The 23,072-nt window shown below is 40.3% G+C and carries 18 protein-coding genes; 12 read left to right on the plus strand and 6 right to left on the minus strand.

The genetic code is table 11. The annotated features are described in order from the left end of the window. Positions 1-133 precede the first annotated feature (133 nt). Together fadI and fadJ are read left to right on the plus strand one after the other, a co-directional pair. Positions 134-1,444 (plus strand): acetyl-CoA C-acyltransferase FadI, encoded by a 1,311-nt coding sequence (gene fadI, locus QMA12_RS01310; RefSeq protein WP_290208814.1) that lies wholly within the window; start codon positions 134-136, stop codon positions 1,442-1,444. Next, positions 1,444-3,714, plus strand: a complete 2,271-nt coding sequence (fadJ, locus tag QMA12_RS01315; RefSeq protein WP_290208812.1) for a fatty acid oxidation complex subunit alpha FadJ — start codon at positions 1,444-1,446, stop codon at positions 3,712-3,714. Before fadI ends, fadJ begins: the two co-directional genes overlap by 1 nt. 179 nt (positions 3,715-3,893) lie before the next feature. On the opposite strand, the gene QMA12_RS01320 is transcribed toward fadJ, so the two are convergent. Continuing rightward, positions 3,894-4,280: an MmcQ/YjbR family DNA-binding protein gene (locus QMA12_RS01320; protein WP_087531773.1), complete on the minus strand. Its 387-nt coding sequence runs from the start codon at positions 4,278-4,280 to the stop codon at positions 3,894-3,896. A 192-nt stretch (positions 4,281-4,472) separates the two neighbouring features. On the opposite strand from QMA12_RS01320, the gene yeiP reads away from it, so the two are divergent. Beyond that, the gene (gene yeiP, locus QMA12_RS01325; RefSeq protein WP_087531772.1) at positions 4,473-5,045 is read left to right on the plus strand and encodes an elongation factor P-like protein YeiP; all 573 of its coding nucleotides are present in this window, start codon (positions 4,473-4,475) and stop codon (positions 5,043-5,045) included. A 352-nt stretch (positions 5,046-5,397) separates the two neighbouring features. Here yeiP and QMA12_RS01330 read toward each other — a convergent pair whose 3' ends face one another. Together QMA12_RS01330 and QMA12_RS01335 are read right to left on the minus strand one after the other, a co-directional pair. Continuing rightward, complete coding sequence (locus tag QMA12_RS01330) at positions 5,398-7,635, minus strand: EAL domain-containing protein (protein ID WP_087531771.1); 2,238 nt, start codon at positions 7,633-7,635, stop codon at positions 5,398-5,400. A gap of 52 nt (positions 7,636-7,687) precedes the next feature. Then, positions 7,688-10,408 carry an insulinase family protein gene (locus tag QMA12_RS01335; protein WP_290208810.1) on the minus strand — a complete coding sequence of 907 codons (2,721 nt, stop codon included), beginning with the start codon at positions 10,406-10,408 and terminating at the stop codon, positions 7,688-7,690. A 175-nt stretch (positions 10,409-10,583) separates the two neighbouring features. Here QMA12_RS01335 and sixA point away from each other — a divergent pair, with 175 nt between their 5' ends. From sixA to QMA12_RS01360, 5 genes are all read left to right on the plus strand, one after another. Continuing rightward, positions 10,584-11,060 (plus strand): phosphohistidine phosphatase SixA, encoded by a 477-nt coding sequence (gene sixA, locus QMA12_RS01340; protein WP_290208809.1) that lies wholly within the window; start codon positions 10,584-10,586, stop codon positions 11,058-11,060. An 81-nt stretch (positions 11,061-11,141) separates the two neighbouring features. Then, positions 11,142-11,492, plus strand: a complete 351-nt coding sequence (locus QMA12_RS01345) for a RidA family protein (protein ID WP_087531769.1) — start codon at positions 11,142-11,144, stop codon at positions 11,490-11,492. Positions 11,493-11,564: 72 nt separating this feature from the next. Further along, positions 11,565-12,302, plus strand: a complete 738-nt coding sequence (locus QMA12_RS01350; protein ID WP_290208808.1) for an SDR family oxidoreductase — start codon at positions 11,565-11,567, stop codon at positions 12,300-12,302. A 237-nt stretch (positions 12,303-12,539) separates the two neighbouring features. After that, on the plus strand, positions 12,540-14,810 hold the full coding sequence (locus tag QMA12_RS01355; RefSeq protein WP_290208807.1) for an NAD-binding protein: 2,271 nt from the start codon (positions 12,540-12,542) through the stop codon (positions 14,808-14,810). A 2-nt stretch (positions 14,811-14,812) separates the two neighbouring features. Further along, positions 14,813-18,046, plus strand: a complete 3,234-nt coding sequence (locus QMA12_RS01360) for a toll/interleukin-1 receptor domain-containing protein (RefSeq protein ID WP_290208806.1) — start codon at positions 14,813-14,815, stop codon at positions 18,044-18,046. Between the two features lie 12 nt (positions 18,047-18,058). Here the strand turns inward: QMA12_RS01360 and QMA12_RS01365 are convergent, their stop codons facing one another. Then, positions 18,059-18,982 (minus strand): AEC family transporter, encoded by a 924-nt coding sequence (locus QMA12_RS01365; RefSeq protein ID WP_290208805.1) that lies wholly within the window; start codon positions 18,980-18,982, stop codon positions 18,059-18,061. 48 nt (positions 18,983-19,030) lie between these two features. Then, positions 19,031-19,588, minus strand: coding sequence for an endonuclease SmrB (smrB, locus tag QMA12_RS01370; RefSeq protein WP_290208804.1), 558 nt, complete (start codon positions 19,586-19,588; stop codon positions 19,031-19,033). A gap of 136 nt (positions 19,589-19,724) precedes the next feature. On the opposite strand from smrB, the gene prmB reads away from it, so the two are divergent. Then, positions 19,725-20,660: a 50S ribosomal protein L3 N(5)-glutamine methyltransferase gene (gene prmB / locus QMA12_RS01375; RefSeq protein WP_290208803.1), complete on the plus strand. Its 936-nt coding sequence runs from the start codon at positions 19,725-19,727 to the stop codon at positions 20,658-20,660. Between the two features lie 66 nt (positions 20,661-20,726). Beyond that, positions 20,727-21,824, plus strand: coding sequence for a chorismate synthase (aroC, locus tag QMA12_RS01380; RefSeq protein WP_087531762.1), 1,098 nt, complete (start codon positions 20,727-20,729; stop codon positions 21,822-21,824). A 225-nt stretch (positions 21,825-22,049) separates the two neighbouring features. Here the strand turns inward: aroC and QMA12_RS01385 are convergent, their stop codons facing one another. After that, the gene (locus QMA12_RS01385) at positions 22,050-22,277 is read right to left on the minus strand and encodes a hypothetical protein (RefSeq protein WP_176372512.1); all 228 of its coding nucleotides are present in this window, start codon (positions 22,275-22,277) and stop codon (positions 22,050-22,052) included. A gap of 15 nt (positions 22,278-22,292) precedes the next feature. Here QMA12_RS01385 and QMA12_RS01390 point away from each other — a divergent pair, with 15 nt between their 5' ends. Both QMA12_RS01390 and QMA12_RS01395 read left to right on the plus strand, forming a co-directional pair. Further along, positions 22,293-22,619, plus strand: a complete 327-nt coding sequence (locus QMA12_RS01390) for a hypothetical protein (protein WP_290208802.1) — start codon at positions 22,293-22,295, stop codon at positions 22,617-22,619. Positions 22,620-22,670: 51 nt separating this feature from the next. Next, positions 22,671-23,039 carry a DUF4112 domain-containing protein gene (locus tag QMA12_RS01395; protein WP_087531761.1) on the plus strand — a complete coding sequence of 123 codons (369 nt, stop codon included), beginning with the start codon at positions 22,671-22,673 and terminating at the stop codon, positions 23,037-23,039. The last annotated feature ends 33 nt before the right edge of the window (positions 23,040-23,072 follow it).

The following is a 23,072-nucleotide window of genomic DNA, read 5'->3' on the forward strand; positions in this document are numbered from 1 at the left end:
TGTAAATAGTTAAAAAAAAGCCTATTGTTGGTAACTAATTACACTATTTTCAATTTCGCTATTGGCTTTAGTACACGGGTTGTTTAGAATCGAGGAAAACAAACAGGTCAGACCTGTCAGCGGGAGAGCATAAATGTCTGAGCAAAACATACTTAAAACAGCAAAAGGCGATCGTATCGCCATCGTTAGTGGTTTACGTACACCGTTCGCAAAACAAGCAACTGCATTCCATCATGTACCAGCCCTTGATATGGGTAAACTAGTGGTTAATGAAATGCTAGAGCGCTTAAATTTTGATAAGTCAGAAATTGATCAATTGGTATTTGGCCAAGTGGTACAAATGCCTGAAGCGCCAAATATTGCTCGCGAAATTGTGTTAGGCACAGGTATGCCGGTATCGGTTGATGCTTATTCAGTGTCTCGTGCATGCGCGACTAGCTTTCAGGCCATTGCGAATGTTGCTGAGTCAATAATGGCCGGTTCTGTCCAAGTAGGTGTTGCCGGTGGCGCAGATTCTTCTTCAGTGTTACCTATCGGTGTAAGCAAAAAACTGGCGGGTAGCTTGGTTGACTTAAACAAAGCGCGTACTTTTAGCCAGCGTTTAAAAATATTTTCAAAGCTGCGTTTAAAAGATTTAATGCCAGTACCGCCAGCAGTGGCCGAGTATTCAACAGGCTTATCAATGGGCCAAACCGCTGAGCAAATGGCTAAAACGCATAATATTAGCCGTGCAGATCAAGATGCGTTAGCACATCGTTCACATTCGCTTGCTAGCCAATCATGGGCTGATGGCAAATTAGCTGAAGAAGTAATGACAGCGCATTTACCACCTTATAAGAGCTTTATCGAACAAGATAACAATATTCGCCATAACTCAACTGTAGAAGGTTATGCTAAATTAAAGCCAGCATTTGACCGTCAACATGGTTCAGTTACTGCTGCAAACTCAACGCCATTAACCGATGGTGCGGCAGCTGTATTAATGATGAGTGAAAGCAAAGCAAAAGCGTTAGGCTACAATATTTTAGGTTATGTCCGTAGCTTTGCCTTTTCAGCTATTGGTGTGCATGAAGACATGCTGATGGGACCAGCCCATTCTACACCTATTGCCCTTGATAGAGCGGGGATCACACTGGGTGATCTAGATTTAATTGAAATGCATGAAGCATTTGCAGCGCAAACACTTGCTAACATGAAAATGTTTGCATCAGATAAGTTTGCCCAAGAAAAACTTGGCCGTAGTAAGGCCATTGGTGAAATTAACATGGATAAGTTTAACGTGATGGGCGGATCGCTTGCATATGGGCACCCATTTGCAGCAACTGGCGCACGACTTATCACTCAAAGCTTACACGAACTTAACCGCCGTGGCGGTGGTTTAGCCCTGACTACCGCCTGTGCGGCGGGTGGTTTAGGTGCAGCCTTTGTATTGGAGAGTGCGTAATGACAGATTCAGTATTTAGTTTAGAAATTGAAGACGGTTTAGCCGTTGTAACTATTGATGTGCCGGGTGAGAAAATGAACACCCTGCGCGATACCTTTGCCGATGATTTAAAAGCACTGCTTGATGATGCAAAACAACAAGCTGTAAAAGGTATGGTATTTATCAGCGGTAAAAGCGATAACTTTATTGCCGGCGCTGATGTTAAAATGCTCGATAACGTTGAAAAACGCGAAGATGCATTGGCAATCAGTGAGCTGTGCCACCGTGCGTTTTTTGATATGAAAAAACTACCATTTCCAACTGTTAGTGCTATTCATGGTGCGGCACTAGGTGGTGGTTTAGAATTTGCGCTAGCGTGCGATTACCGTGTGTGTTCAAACAGCGATATGACTAAATTGGGCCTGCCGGAAGTACAGCTTGGCTTATTACCTGGTGGCGGTGGCACACAACGTTTACCAAAGTTAGTTGGCCTACAAAAAGCCCTTGAGTGGATGTTAACAGGTAAGCAGGTACGTGCTAAACAAGCTAAAAAAGCGGGTTTAGTTGATGACTGCGTACCGCACACTGTTTTACTGCGTGTGGCAAAAGAGTTTGCTTTAAAAGGCAAAGCAAAAGCGCCAAAACCAAAGCTTGACCATATTAGTCAATTGCTTGAGTCAAACCCATTTGGCCGCAATATTATCTTTAAAAAAGCCCAAGAAAACGTATTGAAGAAAACCGGTGGTCATTATCCTGCACCATTGGCAATTATTAAAGCGGTGCGTGCTAGTGTTGAGCTTGATGAATTAAAAGCCTACAAAACAGAAGCCGAAGGTTTTGCAACCTTGGTGATGAGTGATGAATCAAAATCACTGCGTGGGATCTTTTTTGCAACTACTGAGATGAAAAAAGAGTGGCGCAACGATGATGCCCCTGCTATAGAAAAAGCAGCTGTATTAGGCGGTGGTCTAATGGGCGCAGGTATTACTCATGTTAGCGCGGTTAAAGCAGGTGTACCTGTTCGTATTAAAGATGTAGCAGAGCAGGGTATTAGTAATGCCATGAATTACAGCTACAAAATTTTAGATAAAAAGCAAAAGCGTCGTATTTTATCTAAAGCCGATTTACAGAAAACCATGAGTAAAATAACCGGCACAACAAATTACAGTGGCTTTAAGCATATTGATATTGTTATTGAAGCGGTATTTGAAGATCTAAGTCTTAAACAAGGTATGGTTGCTGATGTAGAACAGCAATGCCAAGACAACACTATTTTTGCCAGCAATACCTCATCGTTACCTATTTCGCAAATAGCGGCTGAGGCTACGCGCCCTGAAAATGTAATTGGCTTACATTACTTTTCACCAGTTGAAAAAATGCCATTGGTTGAGATTATTCCACATGAAGGTACGTCTCAAGAAACTATTGCTCGCGTAGTAAACTTTGCCCGTAAACAAGGTAAAACACCGATTGTTGTTAAAGACATGGCAGGGTTTTACGTAAACCGTATTTTAGCGCCTTATGTAAATGAAGCAGCTAACTTACTCCTTGCCGGTGAGCCGATTGATAAAATTGATGCGGCACTTGTTGAGTTTGGTTTCCCTGTTGGACCGTTGGCATTATTAGATGAAGTAGGTATCGACATCGGCTCTAAAATAGCCCCAATTCTTGAAAAAGAACTGGGTGAGCGCTTTAAAGCTCCTGATGCATTTAGTCGTTTAATTGACGCAAAACGCTTAGGCCGTAAAACAGGTCGTGGTTTTTATATCTATGATAAAAAAGCCAAAAAAGTGGATGAGTCAATCTATGAGTTACTTGGTGTAAGCCCGTCTCCACGTTTAAACAAAAGTGAAATTGCTAAGCGTTGTGTAGCCCAAATGCTGAACGAAGCCGTGCGTTGTTTAGATGATGGCATTATAGCAAGCCCTCGTGACGGTGACATTGGTGCGATATTTGGTATTGGCTTCCCACCATTTTTGGGCGGCCCATTCAGCTATATGGATAAACTTGGCGCAAGTAAAGTGAGCTCAGAAATGGCGACTTTTGCTAACTACAACCCAGTATTTACCCCGTGTGATACATTGCTAGATATGGCAGATAAAGGCGCGAGTTTTTACCAAGTTGAGCCAGTAGCTGCAACTAAGAGTGAAGTTCAACCTGCTGAGCAACCAAGCGTTGTTGAGGAGTCGTCAGTTGAAGTTGCAACGGATAAAGTTATTATTACGCAAGCCCCTGAGCCTGACAGTGAAGATGAAACCGCAGATGAACAACAAGACGATAAAAAGGCTTAAGGTTTAAATCTGCTAAAAGCGCACCCTTGAGGTGCGTTTTTTTATGCCTACATAAAATCACTAACGCATAAAATTACATTGCATAAAGACTGTTTTATCCACAGTCGAGGTGTGTATTTAAGAAGAAAACTTGTTGGGAAAGTATTGCACTAAGCGTGAAGCCCAGTGCAATAGATGCATCACATGTGAATCTCGATCGCTTTGCGATCTTTTTCAGGCATGTTTGCTACAACTAAACTAAATGAATTATCAATCATGCGCTCAATTTCGCCTTGAGGGATAGAGCCATCAAGAATAACAGTATTCCATAACCGTTTATTCATATGATAGCCAGGTATCACTGAAGGAAAAAGATCCCGTAAAGCTTGTGCTTCGTCAGGGTCACATTTTAAGTTCATCCACCAAATTAGGTTGCCATCTTCATCTGTTTCACCTTCATTACCGACCGATAATGTAGCAAACATTTTATGATTTACTTTATATACATCAACTTCTTGGCCAAAAGGTTTGGTAACCATAACCAGAGGTTTAGTTGTTAAATACTCATGTGCTGTGTGTTGATCCATGATCCAGTCCTTGAAGTCATTTACGGTACCTTAACCATAGCAGCTTTTTCGTAGTTTAGTCATGAAAAAATGTCCAATAGGTATAATTTATTAGAATTATCAATCATAACGCTACTTGCTGAGATTTTCTTGTTGCAGAAAAATAACTTCATGGTATGTTTCTGATGATTAATAAATTATAGGAATACACCAATGCCTAAGGCAAGTGAAGTTAAAAAAGGTAATGCCATTGAGTTCAATAACCGCGCTTTAGTGGTTAAAGATATTGTTCGTTCTGTGCCACAAGGCCGCGCTGGTGGTAGTTTATACCGCATGCGTCTGTATGATGTAGTAACAGGTGCTAAAGTTGACGAAACGTTTAAAGACAGTGATATGCTAAAGCTTGCTGACTTAATTCGCCGTGAGTCAATGTTTTCTTATATCGATGGTGATGAATACGTGTTCATGGACAACGAAGATTACACGCCATATAACCTAAATAAAGATGCTATTAGCGAAGAAATTCTTTTCGTTAATGAAGAAACACAAGGCGTACACGTCATTGTTATTGATGGTGCACCAGTAGGCTTAGATTTACCTTCAAGCGTTGAGCTGGTAGTTGAAGAAACAGACCCATCTATTAAAGGGGCGTCAGCCAGTGCTCGCTCAAAGCCTGCAAAATTATCAACTGGTTTAACTATTCAAGTACCTGAGCATATTTCTACGGGCGATCGCATTCGTATTAATACAGCTGAACATAAATTTATGGGCCGTGCTGAAAAGTAACCTTTAGCTCATTAGATAGCGATTAAAAGCCGATACATCATCGGCTTTTTTTGTATCTATTATGAATGACACGAATACCCATTATTCATATATTAGAGTTTAAACAACATTGCACATAAGTTACATTGCACGCTTTATTTTTAACCAGTTTTATAAGGTCTATTTTGTATTTTTTTATTAGCGCAATTTTCATAGCAATAATGTATTTAGAAGTAATCAAAAAAGGCATGCCGGTTAAGCGTTGGGTGATGCTTGCAGGGGTGCTAGGGCCCATAGCATGGTGTTTATTTAACTTACATTACCGTAGAGCTTTATTACAGGGTGTTGGGGTCAATGCGTGCATTTGGCGCCCTTAAGCTTGATGGATTAAACTTGGCGCTGATTCATTAAGTTGTTTTTGCAAAAATGCGGTAAATTCGGTTTTTGATAATGGCTTAGAGTAATAATAACCTTGCATGGTTTCGCAATTAAGTTGCTCTAAAATTGCTATTTGCTGCGCTTCTTCAACACCTTCTGCAACAACATGTAAATCTAGGTTGTGGGCAATGGTAACAATCGAATCGACCATATTGCGGCCCCGTTCGTTTTCCATATCATCAATAAATGCTTTATCAACTTTTAATGTATTAAGTGGAAATTGCTTTAAGTATGCAAGTGATGAATAGCCTGTGCCAAAGTCATCCATAGCTAAGTGAATACCGCGTGCACTGAGTGAACGCATAATCGATATAGCGTCTTGAGGGTCATCCATTACAGTACCTTCAGTGATCTCAAGCTCTAAAAAGTAAGACGGTAGTGCATTTTTTTGTAAAATCACATCAATCCGCGTGGTTAAATCTGGCAAGCTAAATTGCTTTGCTGACAAATTTACCGCTACTCGGCCGTTAAATAAACCAGCATCGAGCCACTCTTTTACATCACGACAAGCTTTGTTTAATACCACTTCACCTATTTCAATAATTTGACCAGTCTCTTCAGCAATAGGAATAAACACGCCTGGGCTAATAATGCCTTTTTTCGGTGTAATAAACCGAACCAGAGCTTCCATACCTGTGAACTTGCCAGTACGAATGTTCATTTTCGGTTGGTAATACACCTCAAAATGATCTTCTTTTAAACCAAATCTCATTAAGTTTTCGATTTGTAAACGTTTAACAGCTTGACGATTCATTGTATCGTTAAAAAATAGGTAACTATTGCCTTTCTTTTTTGCGTGATACATAGCTGTGTCGGCATTTTTAAGTAACAGCTCTGGCGTATTACCGTCTTCAGGGAATAGCACAATACCTAAACTAGAAGTGATCACCAATTCATGACCCGCCATTTTAAATGGTGTCGCGATAGCGGCTAAAAACTGTTTCGCCATTCGAGTGATGGTGTGAATATCGTTTGTACCAGACATTACAAGAGCGAACTCATCACCACCTAAGCGGTAAAACACGTCTTTTTCACGGGTGAGCTTATTTAGCCGCATGGCTAATTTTGCTAATAAGCTATCGCCGAGTTGATGGCCTAGTGAGTCATTGATTTTTTTGAAGTTATCTAAATCAAAAACCAATAGCGCATGGTGGTCATCTTGCTTTGCTAGTTTTTTTAGATCAGTAAAAAACAAGTTCCGATTAGGCAAGCCGGTGGTTCTATCTCGGTTGGATAAATTATGTAATTGCGACTCGGCTTTCTTACGCTCTGTTAAATCTGAAAATACCACCACGTAGTTACAGATTTGATTGTACTCATTTTTTATTTCGTCGATAGAAATTTCAATAGGTAATACTTTGCGGTCACTATTACGTAGTTTTACTTCTTGTTGCCAATGCTCCGTGCGACGCACGGTATTTTTTATCTCTTCTATGTAGCTTTCTTCATAGCCCTGCAAGGTGAAAGGCTTATTAAGGTAGTTTTCACGGTTGCCGCCAAATTGACTTAAAAAACTTGGATTTAAATCAACCAGATTAAAGTTTTTATCGTAAATAGCCAAAGCATCAGTAAGCGATTCAACACACTTTGCAAATAGGTTTAGGCGGGCTTCAGTTGATTTTAATAAGGTAATATCACGGACTGTGCCGGTCATTCGCAATGGATTAAGACTTGCATCTTTTTCGATGATTTTGCCGCGATCAAGTACCCAACGCCAGCGGTCGAAACTATCTTTAATACGGTAACTTGCTTCAAAAAAGGCGGTTTGTTCGGCAAAATGTTGTTTGAGTAAAAGCTCAACACTGGATATGTCATTAGGGTGGATCAGCGACCTGTTAGGGGGGAAGTCTGTTTGAGTGTTTCGATCCATCATGTATTTGTCGTTTATACGCAATACTTCACCGGATCCGATATTCCAATCCCACAAGGTATCGCCACTGCCTTCAACAGTGCTTTTTAAACGGTGCTCTGAGACACGTAACTGTTTACGTGAGCGGCGCAGTCTGTGGATGGTAAATAACAGAAATGGTAAAACCAGCGCAATAAATACGCTAGGTATATAAACCATTAAGGTTTGTTTATCTACTAACTGCTCGCTATAAGCTAGTGGATTAAAACTGAGCAGTAAAAATACAAATACAGTTAGTTTTATTGTTATTTTTTCTATTATCATTGTGCACTTCTTTAATCTTCACTAGATAATCTAATAGAAGCGTCAGGTTGTGTCAAAGAGAATGCGAGTAAACACTCTGTTTTGTTTGTTTCTTTAATTTTGCAACGCTCAATAGCTCATATCTTGCTCTATCATCACTGAAGGTGTCGAGTATATAACGTTTCATTTGAGACAGCGTGAGCTCTTTTAATGCATTTAAAAGCTTTTTCTGCATATGAAATTCGTGGTCTTGATTACCGATAGCCAGCCAAAGCCTTTGCGAGCGTAAACGTAAGTTTTTATCTTTTTCGGCTATATGGGTTTTAAGACCATGTTTTTGCATTTGCCACTGTTGCTCATCAATGGCATCCAGGTTACTAACAAAACTAGCTAAAAATTCATTATGGCGTTCTAGCAATGTTGTTGCGCTATAATTTGGTGACTGGACATAAAAAGCGATGCCTGCGCGAGTATTAAAGGGGGCATACCCAGCACCTACTAGGTAACCTAGTTGTTGCTTGGTGCGTAGCTCATTAAAGTAATCATGGTTAATTAAATGATTTAACGCCATCATTTTTATTTTTTCGTTAACGTCGCTGGTTAACGCTTGATAGTAAATTACCATGGCATTGTCACTGCAATTTAACTCAAGCTGGGCACGGGTAATTTTATCAATTTCGTACAATGGGCGTTGCAAATCAGCAATTGTTGCAGATTTGGCTAAATGATTTGCGACCTCTTTTTGAAACTCTATTGCATCACTTTCTCGCCAGTTCCCGTGTAAGAAAGACTCAACGTGTAACGCTTTAAAGAACTCTCGCCGAAAACAATTAAATTGATGAAAACTGGTGTCTTTTAAAGCCGTTGCAAGTTCTTCAGGTTCAGGGTTCCATGGCATGACTTTCGCGCCAAGCACACTAAATAACTCGCCAACAGGTTTATTTTGGTTGCTATTACGCCAATGGCGCACCAACTGCTTTTTATATTCAGCGAAGCGTTTGGCACAGATATCAACGTTAAACAGGGCATCTAGTAGCTCATCTACAAGCTCCAATTGGCTTGATGATAAACCCGCAGTATGCAGTGTTAGTCCGCCCTGGTGCGAGGTTAAATGGTAGCTTAAACCTGCTAATTCAGCTGGGTAAAATTGTTCGGCCACGCTATCCATAAATAAATCAGCAAATAGCCGTGTTAGTGCCATGTGTTTAATATCTTTAACCGCGTAGTCAGAGTCCATTGCTAAATAAAAGTGTCCTTTAGCGACCCGAAAAGTGTTGTCTTGTTTGAACCAGAAATCAAAACCGGGTTCTTTTACTAGTAACGTGGGTTTAGTTTGCGGTTGTTCTACATCAAATAAAGCCACTTCTTTAGTTAAATAGGGGTTTGCAGTTGGTAATAACATTTCAGGTAGTGGCGTGTTTATTTCGCTAAGCGCCTCAAGCCAACAGCTAGATAACCCTTCGACGCGGTAGGGTGTGTGATACCACTGAGTTTTGTGCTCAGGTTCAACATCGGGATGAATGAGCACCAAACGCATATTGTGCGGTACTAACCATTGCATGGCTATTTCGTGGGCATGCAGGTTAAACCCCTCCATCAAATAGTCACCTTGGACATAGTTAGCTTCGTCGTAATGCTGCATATTGACGCTTAAATTACTCACCCAATCTATAAGCCGTGCTTTTTCTTGGTTATCAAACGCTATTTTTAATAGGTTTTTCTTATCTTGATAAAGTCGTGGTAGTTTGTCGGTATTTTGATTAATTAAGCAAATGTATTCAAACACCATTTCAACAATGTCTTCATAATACTCTATGCCTTCATCAGTCAGCGCCATGCTGATATTAAAATCTTTAAAGTTACTGCCATTTATTCCACCACCTGCGGAGAGAGCGTTGATCCAGCCTTGCTCTTTTAAAATGGAGTATAAAGAGCCTTGCCCCTCATAGCCTAATAGGTGTGCAATAAAGCTGACGGTTTTATGACGATAAAACTCATCGATATTGGGCATTGCAAAGCTAACAATGAGTTTTTGCATGTGTTTATGAGGCTCAATATGTAACACTTTACATAAATCTTGCTCGCGGTAGAGCTGTGCTTCAATCGGAGGCTTTGTAGCATTAGCGCCTTTGATATCACTAAACAGCGCCGTTACCCAGTGTTGCATTTGTGCTATTTCAGCATTTGCACAAACAACGAGAGTCATCCACTGTGCTTGATAATGGGTGTCAAAAAAAGCTCTTAATTCATCACTAATACAGAGTTCACGATCCGCTAAGGTTTGTAAATTACCGACAGAAAATTTAGCAAAAGGGTGAGCCGGGTTAACGGTTTCTTTATGTGCTTGATATATACGGCGTCCATCATCTTTAATTTTTAATTTAAATTCAGCTTCTATGGCATTACGTTCTTTTTCTGTTTCAGCTGGGCTCAAAAGTGGCGCGATAAAAAAGCGACTAAACTGTGTGAGAGCATGTTCAAACTCTTGATTATTAATATCAAAGAAGTAACAGGTGTGTTCTGTTCCTGTCCACGCATTCGTGTTGCCACCAGATTGGGACACAAAGTTACTAAAGCTATTTGATTCAGGAAATTGATCAGTGCCTAAAAACAGCATGTGCTCTAAAAAGTGTGCTAAGCCTTGCCTATCATCGGGATCATCAAAGTGTCCGGCATTAATAGCCATGGATGCGGCAGCTTTAGTTGAATCTTTATCTTGCACTATTAACACTTTTAGACCATTGTCCAGTGTTAGGGAGTGGTATGTTCTGTTATCATTACGGCTGATATTCAAATGATGCTCCTGAAACTTACGTTTACTTGTTTACAACACATGATATCTTCAGGACAGTATTTAACTGCGATGCCTAATACCTGAATATCATAAGCGATAGGTTATATTGCTTTAATATAGCGGACAAACGGGCAAACTGGCTACTGTTTTATATTCTTTAATCGGTTGATTTTTTATGAAAACAATCCTAATTATGCGTCACGGCGAAGCAACACCGATGCAAGCAGACGATGCAAGTAGAAATTTGACCCTAGTTGGCCAACAGCAAGCAGAAAAAATGGGTAAGTGGTTACACACTAACTATACTCCAACAGCGTTATTAGTGAGCCCTTTCACAAGAGCTCAACAAACAGCGCAAGGCGTTAAAAAGAATAACGCATTTTTATTTGAAGAAACCTGTACAGACATTATACCTGAAGGAAACCCGCAAGTTGCGGCTGACTACCTTGAAACTTTAATTGCATTACATCCAGAGTGCGATACTTGGCTGGTGGTGGCACACATGCCAATTGTTAGCTATTTGGTTGATCAGCTGAGTAATGGCAATATGCCTATATTTAACACGGGGGCTGTTGCAGTGATCAGTTATGATGATACTGAGCAAAAAAGTCAATATTTGAGTATACACTCACCAGTTAGTGTTGATGTCTAGAAATTATTTCATCTTAAACTGTTAACCTTATTGATCTTACTTTGTTAAATTAGCGCCAAATAAATTAACGAGAGAATGAACATGAGTATCGAACGTCTTCAAACAGGTGCGCGTATGAGCCGCATTGTTAAACATAACGGCACCGTGTACTTATGCGGCCAAGTGTGTGCAGATGCAGAGCAAGGTATTAAAGAGCAAACCCAAACCATGCTTGATAAGGTAGAAGCACTCTTAGATGAAGCAGGAAGCTCAAAAGAGCATATGCTTAGTGCCACTATTTATGTAAAAAGTATGGACTTCTTTGCTGATATGAATGCGGTGTGGGATGCGTGGGTACCAGCAGGGCACGCACCGGCTCGTGCGTGTGTGGAAGCTAAAATGGCGCGAGATGCATTATTGGTAGAGATATCAGTTGTCGCTGCAATTAAATAATCCCTTTAAGCGGCCTGATAGAAAAGCACAAACTCAATAGGCCGTTTAAAAACTTAACTCTCAGGATAGACAATGAGCTCAAATCCAATAGTGCTAATAACCGGCGCTAGTCGTGGAATAGGGGCTGCGACTGCCATTCATTTCGCTCGCCATGGTTACGATATCTGTCTTAATTACAAAACCAATGACGTTGAAGCAAAAAAAGTAGCACAGCAAGTTCAAGCCTTAGGAGTGAAGGTGCTAATGCTGCAAGCTGATGTATCTAAAGAAAATGATGTAATAGCCATGTTCGAAAGTATTGATAAGATATTTGGCAAGCTTGATGTTTTGGTCAACAACGCCGGTATTTTAAAACCACAGATGACGCTACTTGATATGGACGCAAAACGTATTAATGAAATACTGACTACCAATATCACCAGCGCTTTTTTATGTAGCCGCGAGGCGATAAAGCGAATGGTAAATGGTGGCAGTATTGTCAATGTGTCATCAGGTGCAGCAAAAACCGGATCGCCAAACGAATATATCGATTATGCAGCGTCTAAGGGAGCAATAGATACTTTAACTATTGGTCTTGCCAAAGAAGTAGCACAGCAAAAAATTCGCGTGAACGGCGTTAGACCTGGGCTTATTTACACTGATATGCATCGTGATGGTGGGGAAGCTAATCGAGTCGATAGGCTCAAGAAAAAGCTCCCTTTAGGACGTGGTGGACAGGGCGAAGAAGTGGCCGCTGCAATTTACTTTTTAGCGTCTGAGCAAGCCTCTTTTACTACCGGAAGTTTTATTGATGTTGCAGGGGGTTTATAACTAAGAAAAGAGTAATTAAAACAAAAGTATACTCGTCGTTGCTTATATCCCCAATGCATGACCTTAAAGAAAGCTGCTGATAATAGAAAACTTACCTAATCATGGACCTTACTTTGTTGTAACAATCGATTACTTATGCAATATAATTGTTAATACTTTACTCGGAATAGCTGGCAGTAACTAAGATGTGCCGTTATTATTAAGTGTGAATTTATAAATAATAATAATTTAGGTGTTATGGATACTGAAAAAAAATCGAGTTTGTTTCTATTTGGGTTATTTATTTTCATTATGTTGGTTGGCTTACTCGGGCTATCACTTACCCCCAAATGGAATGAACCGTTAGCAAATAATATATACGCTATAGCTGGGTTATTCGCCTTTAGTGGAGATTGGACACAAGATCTTCATAAAACTCAGCATATGAATATTTTTATTGAGTTTGCACGTTTTGCAGCCCCGCTAACCACGGCTTTAATTTTCTTTGTACTGATTTTTGATGGTGCAAAACAATTATTGGCATTTTTATTACGTCCGCGTACTGGTTTTGAGTTAGTGATAGGTCTTGGTAATAAAGGCTCTGCTATTGCCGTGTCGGCGCTTGAGCAAGGTAAAAAAGTAATAGCGATAGAGCATCAAAGTCAAAATAGTAATATTGCACTGTTAAAACGCCGAGGTGCGATTGTTTTCAATGGTGAAATCAATCTAAAGGTGGTTAAAAAGTTAAATGTACGGCATGCGAAAAATATATTTTTTTGCTGCGGTGATGACAATAAAAATATCGCCATAGCAGAGCAAGTACTCCCTTATTTAAATACTGTTGAAGGCGAAAACTCTCCTCAGGTTTTTGTACATTTACATAGCCGAGTATTGGCTGATAAATTAAATCAATTACCGCGCTTTATGAGTAACACTCAAACTGAATTGCGATTTTGGCGAAAAAGCCAAATTTTAGCGGAGCACTTATTACAGCGTTATCCAATACAGCCTTATGCCAATATTCAAGGTGTATCGCGGGCGCATATTATTATATTTGGCTGTAATGATAATGCGCTAGATTTAGCACGAACGATAGCCAAAAATGCAATTTATAAGAGTTTACAAACGCCAACGATTACGTTCATTACTGATAAGCCGAATGGCAGCTTAAAAGCTGAGTTTGCTGCTATTGCTGCAGCAACACAGTTGAAGGTCATTGAAGAAGATGTTGCTCAGTTAGTTGCTGAGCAGCAACGTCTTGCAATGCTACTAAATGATGTAACACAAGTATATGTATTTGAAAGTGAAAGCTTAAATAGCTTTGAAGTGGCATTGGCGCTACGAAACGCAATGTTTAACCATTGCTTGTTTATGGCACCGATTATTTATGCCACTGATCATGCTGAAATTGGTGATAGTCCCGCGCGGCAAAATCAAAAGATTCCAGATAATTTATATGCTTTCAATAACAATAGTAAAGACATCAATATCAGTGCTATTACCCAACCGCTTGGCAGTTTAATAGCAAAACGCACTCATGAGCACAGTTACTTGGCCAGCAACAATGACGACAGCCAGCCTACCTCATGGCAAGCATTGCCATATAGCTTAAAAGAAGCAAACCGTGCGTTTGCTATGAGTTGGGATAACAAGCTGGCAGCAATTGGCGCACGATTTTGCACAACTGCTCAGGGAATTGAAATCAGTGCCAGTGAGCTTACTCTTATGTCGGCTATGGAGCACACGCGTTGGTGTGCTGAGCGCAGCATTGATGGTTGGCAATTTAATGATGTGCGGTCTAACTTAACCAAGCAGCACCCATTATTAAAACCGTGGGGTGAACTCAACACTCTGCAACAGCAAGGTAACAATGATTTTTTTACAAGTACTGTGACCGACCTACAAACCATGGCTAATAGCAGTGAATTTGAGTTTGGCTTGCAACGAGTCAGAACAATTGCAGTAACAGGGCATCGTTTTAATGATTTAGCGGACTCAAAATACAGCGAGTTGGTAGCCTCGATTGATACTACCTTATTGCAAATTAAACAACGATACCCAAATGATCATTTTCAATTTGTTAGTGGCTTGGCTCAAGGAGCTGATCGGTTAGTTGTTGAGCGCGCCAAAATTATTTTGGGTGCCCCATATATAGCGTTACTGCCAATGGCTTATGAGCTCTATAAAATGGATTTTGATAATGATAATAATGAATTTGAACAATTCATTGCGAAATCACTTTGGTATAGCGAGATCCCACCTGTGTATCAGCATGTTGCTGATATGGAAGAGGTAACTAATCCTGCTCGCGCTAATCAATATGCTGCATTAGGCGCACATTTAGTGGCTATTGCGGATGATTTAATTGCAGTATGGGATGGTAACGCTGGGCGAGGTTTAGGTGGCACCGCAGATGTTGTTGATTGGTGGAAAAATAAAGTTCCAGAAGAGTTTGCAGTGAGCTACCCGTTAAAACCGCAAACTGCGAAGGGTGATTTGTATATTGTTGATTTTGTAAGAGGTAGTTAAATATGAGTGAGTCACAGTTAACTCATCAATATTTAGCATTTATTTCGTATCGTCACGCAGACAATAAACAAACAGGGCGTCAATGGGCAACCTGGTTACACCAAGCAATTGAAACCTATGAAATACCTAAAGATTTAGTTGGTCAAAAGAATGCTCGAGGGGATGTCATCCCAGAACGGATCTTTCCTATTTTTCGTGACGAGGAAGAGCTCCCCGCAGATGCCGATTTAGCCAATGCGATTACTCGAGCACTTGATAATACCGGCTTGTTAATCGTGTTGTGTTCACCTAATGCGGTTGCTTCAACTTATGTAGCTGACGAAATTGATTACTTTAAAAAACTAGGTCGTTCGGATCAAATTATTGCAGTAATGATAGATGGCGAACCAAACGCAAGTTGGGATACTAGTAAACAAGAGCAGGGTTTTACCGCCAGTGATGAATGCTTTCCGAAGCCCTTACAATATGCATATGATGCTAACGGTCAGCCTACATCACAACTTGCTGAACCGTTGGCAGCAGATTTTAGGGTTAACCATGATGGGGTACTTGAGCAGGGGTGGGCATCGGTAGAAGCTTATCGACAGTATTTAAAAGCTTTAGGTTCTGTGTCGGCTAAAGTAATAAACGAACGAGTAACTCGTTATCAAGCTCAGCAGCAGCTAATGCTGTTAAAAATTATTGCTGGCATTATCGCAGTACCGCTGGGCGCATTAACAAAGCGCGATCAAGCTTACCAATTAGAGCTTGCTCAGCAAAAAACCAAGCGCTTACGACAATGGTTAAGTGGCGTTGCTATCTTAGCTATTGTTGCAATTGCGGCAGGGTTCATGGCTTTTTTTGCTCAACAACGAGCAGTAAAGAATGAACAATTAGCGACCGAGCAACGTGATGCATCACTGTTAAATCAAAGTCGTTTTTTAATTGATCGAGCGCGCCAAGCGAATAGCAATGGCGAGCACGACCTTGCTTTGTTATTAGGTTTGAATGCGTTACCAGGCCGTTATGGCGGAGAGCGGCCAATGCCTGATGATATTGGTCAAATAAGAACAGCAATTTATGCCACTAATAAGCTCTTTCACTATCAAGGTGCCGAAAATTTTTCACAGGTTAAATTTAATGCAGAGCAAGGTTTGTTTGCTTTGAGTGATGGCAAGTTACAGTATTTGTCATATCATCAAATGGCTCAAGATCAAGAGATTGCCGCAGAGCAGGCGATTGTTGCTTTTGCGCAAAGTGAAGATGCAACAAAATTAGTCACGGCATCAAATAAAGGCCAAGTCACTTTGTGGGATAGTAAATCATTAACGCAGCTAGCAACAACGAAGCTCAATGTAGATATAGTGCAGGTATTGCTAAGTCCAGACGGCAGTATAGTTTACACCTTGTCTGCTATGAATCGTATCATTGCCTGGTCAGTGTCAGAGCAGAAAGTTATTTTTGATCACACAATATCCAACAATTTTACTAATGATAAATTACTTCTAAGTCCAGATGGTAAATATCTCGTGATCTCTCCTGTTGCATTTGGTAAGGCCAGTATATTTGATGCGTTTACAGGAGCCCTGATCAGACATATCGAATTAGATATCAGCTATGGGACGACGAGTAGCTTGGCAAGACAATTGCGCTTTACATCAGATAGTCAAGGTCTATTGATTTATGATAATAAGGGTACTCGAGTTGAAACAATAGTAGCAGGAGAAATCCAAGGGGAAAGCTCAGGAATGCACGCGCTGACCGATAATTCAGGCGAATATATGTTTGTTATGTCGAATTTTCAGCCTATTGTAAATAATGCTACTAATGCTGAATTTATTCGAGGTTTACAAAAAGCGCCAGTCCTTTGGAATATTAAAACAAATACAGGCGGCCCATTGAGCCACTTTGGTGATGTAACTGATGCAGCCTTTACCAGTGATGGCACTATGTTATTGACCATATCTTATAGCACAGTGAGGGTATGGGATGTAAAAACAGGCACAGAAATGACGACTTTTAAATTGCAGGGCGCACCTAAGTTACAGTTGAAAAATAATTTATTACTCGGGGTGTCCAGTAAAGAAAAATCAATTGCATTGTGGCAACTAGATAAAACTCAACCCCACTTTGCATTATCACCTGATAGTAAAGTATGGGGCAGCCAATTTAGTGCTGATGGTAAGCAACTTTTAACACCAAGTCATGAAAATGAACAGCGTTATTACCTAATCGGTACCGGGCAAGGTGATATCCAGCAAACACTTACATTATGCAATTCAGCTAGACTAGCAGCTAATTCTTGGTCAAAAAGTGGCCGCTACTTAACTGTTAATTGTCAGTTTAACAGTACCAAGGTGTTTGATATTAAAAAAGCTGACTACCTTAAGTTTGGTCAAGACAGCGATGATATTAATATTGCTAATATTGCACTCACAGCTAACGAAGCTCAGCTTGTCCTTTTGAAAAGTGATTGGAAAAGTAACACTCTGTCAAAATTTGATATAGAAAGTAAAGCTTTATTGGCTGAGTTTAAATTAGCGGATGATATTACCGTTGATAAACTTATAGTTAGTGAAACAGGCCTGTTTGCACTTACCACAAGCTATAATGCGGGTGGGCAAGTATATAACTTAAATACAGCCATGCAGATTGCCACAATAGATAAGTTGAGCAACATTGATAGTGGATTTTTTATTGAAGCGACGCAGCGGTTGATAGTGCAAAAGTCAAAACGTAGTTTGCTTATGTATGATCTCAACACTGGGGAGTTGCTGAAACAATTGGAATTTGATTCTGACATTAAATCGTACAAATCACATCAACAACAATTTATTGTTGGTTTAAAAGATCAAGAATTAATCGTGTATGATAGCCAAAACGCACAGGAACAGCATCGCTTCAATACCTTAACTGAACCTAATAACTTAACGGCCACTGTGTCGAATAAGTACGTTATTTTAAATGGCAGCAAGCCGAGCATATATGAAGTTGCAACTGGAAAACTATTTTATCAAAGTGAGGATTATCAAAATCAATCGTTGGCGTTTGATGAACAAAATGACCGTCTATTGCTGCTTTCAAATACGAATAAAGTATATACATTGCCAGCAATTAGCGAGGGTATCGCACAAGCAGCAATCAATGCACTTCCTTATAAACGTCATTGTCTAACAAATAAAGAACGCGAAGAAAACTTTATTTCGCCGTTAAAGAAACAACAGCAATTGAACAGAGGTTGTTTGGGAATTAATTAATGCACACTATGGCTACAAAAGCACCGATAACCAAAAACTAAAGCTAACTACACTTAATACAGTTGAAAGTACCACGGCACCTGCAAGCGTAACTTGGTGTTTACCAATTTGGCTAGCAATGAGGTAGGCGTTTACCCCAACAGGAGAGGCGCTTAACAGTACCAACACATTTAAAATTTCTCTATCGAGTGAAAATGCATAGCTGCCTATTAAAAACACCCCTGCAGGCAGTACAAAGATTTTCATTAATGACGCTATTAACGCCGGTTGCCAATTAGCCGCGATTTTGTAAAATGCTAAGTTAGCGCCTAATACAAACAGCGCACAGGCTATGGCAGGCGTTGCGAGCAACTCTAAACTATTGGCTAAATTATCAAACAAGTGTATACCACTTATGTTGAGCAAAAGCCCACAACCTATGCTCAATACAATAGGATTTAGCACCATACTCTTGATAAAGGTTGGCCATGAAAATGCGTGTTCACTGCCTTTTGCGCCTATCAAATACGTCAATGCGAATAATAATGCGCTATGAAAAGTAATAATCATAAACGCTATGGCTATCATGTCTTTGCCTAATGAGGCTATGACGATAGGTATGCCCACAAGTACCATGTTTGAATAACTTGACGCTAAGCCAAATACGCCATGTTCTTGATAGTTTTTTTGTTTAGCCAGATAAAAACGGTCGATAATAATGCCGCTGGTAAATACCAACAAGACAGGAATGTAGAAGCTCAAAAAAGCAGATAGACTAATACTTTGCTGTAAGTCGATACGGGACATATTTAATAACAAGAAGGCAGGTAAACTAACATAAAAAGTAAACTTGCTTAGTCTTGCGATGTGCTGTTGTTGAAAAAACTTTAACTTACAGCAGCTGTAACCAAGGGCAACAATAAAGATCAGTGGAAAAATAATTGAAAAAATATGCACTGCTTTATTGCCCTAAATTTAAAGTGGTTGGAAAATCAAAGATGGTGTTTATCGCCTGAACTCATCATTTTGCGGTAGATTGATCAAAATGAGCACAGCTCCTTTTCCACCATATTCAAGGGGGGCTTGGTGAATCGCGATTACATCGGGGTGTTGTACAAGGTATTGCGGGACTTTATGTCTGAGTATATGTCCACCAATACCATGAACGACGCAAGCACAGTAATAATGCTTTTTTTTGCATTCATGAATTAAGCCTGCTAACTCGTCTTTGGCAATTTCTTTATTTAAACCGTGTAAATCCAAGGTTAGATCGGGAATAAAATCCCCACGACGCAATTGCTTAGCTAAAAAGCGGTCTTGACCATCTTGCACATAATTAACTGTACCGTTAGTGTCTATGTCTGGCACATATTCATCAGAAAAGAAAAATTCTGACTGTTGTTGCTTTTTTTGCTGGGCAAATTGCTTCGCTTGTGACACTTTAGGTTTATTAGCAAAACGATGGGTGTCTTGTTTAAATACACTGGCACCGTTAATACTTTGACGAAACAAGTCAATGTCGTCAGTGCTGATTTGGCTGTTTGAGTGAGGATCTTTTTTCATAGCGGCAGTCTAAACAAAAAAATGCTAAAAATCGAGTAAAAACCGATGTTGAAACGAGTTACAATAGGGCAATCAAGAGGTTAATCCACCTCGATTGAATATACATTTTTTGAAAGTAAGCAGGCAGATAACACACATGAGCGAATTACTAATAGAAGAAGCAACCTTAGATGAAGCTGTTGCAGAACTTTCAACATTGCATGACTGGTTACGTTGGACGACTAGCCAGTTTGCCAGCAGTGGTATTTTCTTTGGCCACGGGACCGACAATGCATGGGATGAAGCGGTTAGCTTATTACTTCCTGCATTGAGTTTACCAGTTGATGCGCCAAAAGAGTTAATGCATGCACGGTTAACCAGTACGGAAAAGAACCGTTTAGCCGGTTTAATCGCAGAGCGAATTAACGATTTTACACCAGTTCCTTATTTAACAAACATCGCATGGTTTGCAAATATGCCATTTTACGTTGATGAGCGCGTACTAATTCCACGCTCGCCGTTTGCTGAGCTTATTAATAATCGTTTTACACCGTGGTTAGAGCAGCCTGAATCGGTGAACCGTATTTTAGACTTATGCACTGGCTCTGGCTGTATTGCGATTGCGCTTGCACAAGCATTTGACGATGCACAAGTTGATGCGGTTGATATTTCTTATGAAGCGCTTGAAGTGGCTGATATCAATATTACTGATTACCAATTAAATGATCGCGTATTGCCAATACAATCTGATGTATTTAGTGGTGTGCCAGGACAAAAATACGATCTGATCGTCGCTAATCCACCGTATGTTGACGCTGAGGATATGGCAGATTTACCGCGTGAGTTCCACCATGAACCAGAACTTGGCCTTGCATCTGGTCACGATGGCCTAGATGTTACCCGCACAATTTTAAGTGAAGCGGCAGAACATCTAACTGATAACGGTTTGTTATTTGTCGAAGTGGGCAACTCTATGGTACACATGGATGCACTTTACCCTGGCGCGCCGTTTGAATGGATTGAATTTGAACAAGGCGGCTTAGGTGTGTTTGTGATCAGCAAAAAGCAATTAATCGCTTATTTTGCTTACTAAAAAAGTTAAAAATTAAAGCCGAGCCCTAGGCTCGGTACTCAGTAGTCATTAGGAATGAGGAAAACAATGGCAGGTAATAGCATAGGGCAGTTGTTTAAAGTGTCCACCTTTGGCGAGAGCCATGGCGTCGCATTAGGCGGCGTTGTGGATGGCACGCCCGCAGGCCTTGAAATCACAGAGGCCGACTTACAAATAGATTTAGACCGTCGTAAACCAGGGCAAAGCCGTTATACAACGCAGCGCCGTGAAGACGACCAAATTAAAATTCTTTCTGGCGTATTTGAAGGTAAAACCACAGGTACTAGCATTGGTTTACTGATTGAAAACACCGATCAACGCTCAAAAGATTACGGCAAAATTAAAGATGTATTTCGCCCAGGTCACGGCGATTATACCTATTGGCATAAATACGGCTTGCGCGATTATCGCGGCGGTGGACGATCATCTGCCCGTGAAACCGCAATACGCGTAGCTGCAGGCAGCATTGCTAAAAAATACCTAAAACAATTTCATGGTATTGAAGTACGTGCATGTTTAAGCCAACTAGGGCCAATAAAAGCTGAGAACTATGATTGGGATGAAGTAGAAAACAACCTGTTTTTCTTTCCTGACGCCAGTAAAATTGAAGCATTAGACGAGTACATGCGAGATTTAAAAAAGCAGGGTGACTCAGTAGGCGCTAAGGTTAAAGTCGTGGCTAAAAACGTCCCTGTAGGCCTAGGTGAACCTGTTTTTGACAGACTTGATGCAGAACTAGCACATTCACTGATGAGCATTAACGCAGTAAAAGGCGTTGAAATTGGTGATGGCTTTGATGTGGTTGAGCAAAAAGGTTCAGAGCATCGTGATGAGTTAACCCCTGATGGTTTTACCTCAAATCATGCCGGTGGCGTACTTGCGGGTATTTCCACAGGGCAAGATATTATTGCCTCTATTGCGCTCAAACCAACATCAAGTATTACAATACCTGGCAACAGCATCAATACAGAAAATGAAGCGGTTGAGATGATCACTAAAGGTCGTCACGACCCATGTGTTGGTATTCGTGCTATTCCCATTGCTGAGGCTATGATGGCGATTACGTTAATGGACCATTTATTGCGCCAGCGTGGGCAAAACCCACATGTGAGTCATGAGCATGGGCCCATTAACGGCTCGGTTTAAATGATTAGACTTGGCTGAAAGTCAGTTTTACTTTTTAAAACGCGATTTTTATCGCGTTTTTTTCGCTTTGTAGAAGGAAAATAAATGCAATTTCTGTGCTGCAACGTTGGAACGCTGAACCTATAACTGAAACGGGTATTGTACCAGCGGATGAAGCTGGCATTGATGTTAGTTAAAAATGAATGTTTATTAAAATATTTCGGGGGCTGAGCCCCCGTGTTTAGTTTAAAATTTGATTAGTGGTAATGAGCTGTTTTTTTGATCTGTCCAGTGCACTAACTGAGTGTTTGGATAGGGTTTTATTGGCGATAATTCACTGATTTCTATGGCATCTAAAAACAGTTGGCTGTTTGTTAATACAACCCATTCAGAGCCCAGTGCCGTTAACTTGTTTGCACTATGCTTAAACTTGATTAATGCTTTATCAAAGTAAGCACTGTGTGCTTGGATCACTGGCAATAAATCTATATGGATATTGATGAGCAGGATCAGGTTTACTTTTCCAATGAAAAACAAGTTTTTAGATTAAACAAAAACAATGAGCTTGAAACTGTTTGGCAATCACCTACAAAAGAGATCATCGGCCTGAGCGCAGAAGTGTCGACGATGACAGTCACACTTGCAGATAGAGACGGTTATGTGATGAACGAAATAGATCTTAAAACAGGTAGTAATAGAGCCATATTCACCGGCAAAGATGATGGGAAAATGCTAATAAATGCATCCCATGATTTTCAGCAGTTTCTTTATTTAACAGAGCCGAAAAGAACACGTACCTTAGTGCGCTTAAATTAACAGTTTCGATAAGTGATCAAGCGTTAATTTATGATTTAAAGTGAGGTGGTTATGAAGACAAATACGCAGCACCAAGCAACTTTAAAACGCTTAGAAAGGTTTAGCCGGTTTACCGACAGCAGTATAGGTATTCCTTTTACTCGATTTAAATTTGGAGTTGAGGCGCTGATTGGAGTTATTCCCGGCGTTGGAGATGCTGCCGGACTAATACTTTCAAGTTATGTACTAATTGAGGCTCAGCGCCTTGGAGTTGGATGGCGAATAAAGTCTCGTATCATTTTAAATATGCTAATTGATTTTGTAGGTGGATTAATTCCATTTTTTGGCGATATTTTTGATGCTTACTTTAAAGCTAATACGCGAAATACTCAGCTGTTAAAGCGTTATCTTCATGAGCGTAGTAATATGGCAGAAACCTAAATTTCTCACTAAATATATCTAAGTAGTATAACG

This window comes from Pseudoalteromonas sp. APC 3893 (genome assembly GCF_030408095.1).
Lineage (GTDB): Bacteria > Pseudomonadota > Gammaproteobacteria > Enterobacterales > Alteromonadaceae > Pseudoalteromonas.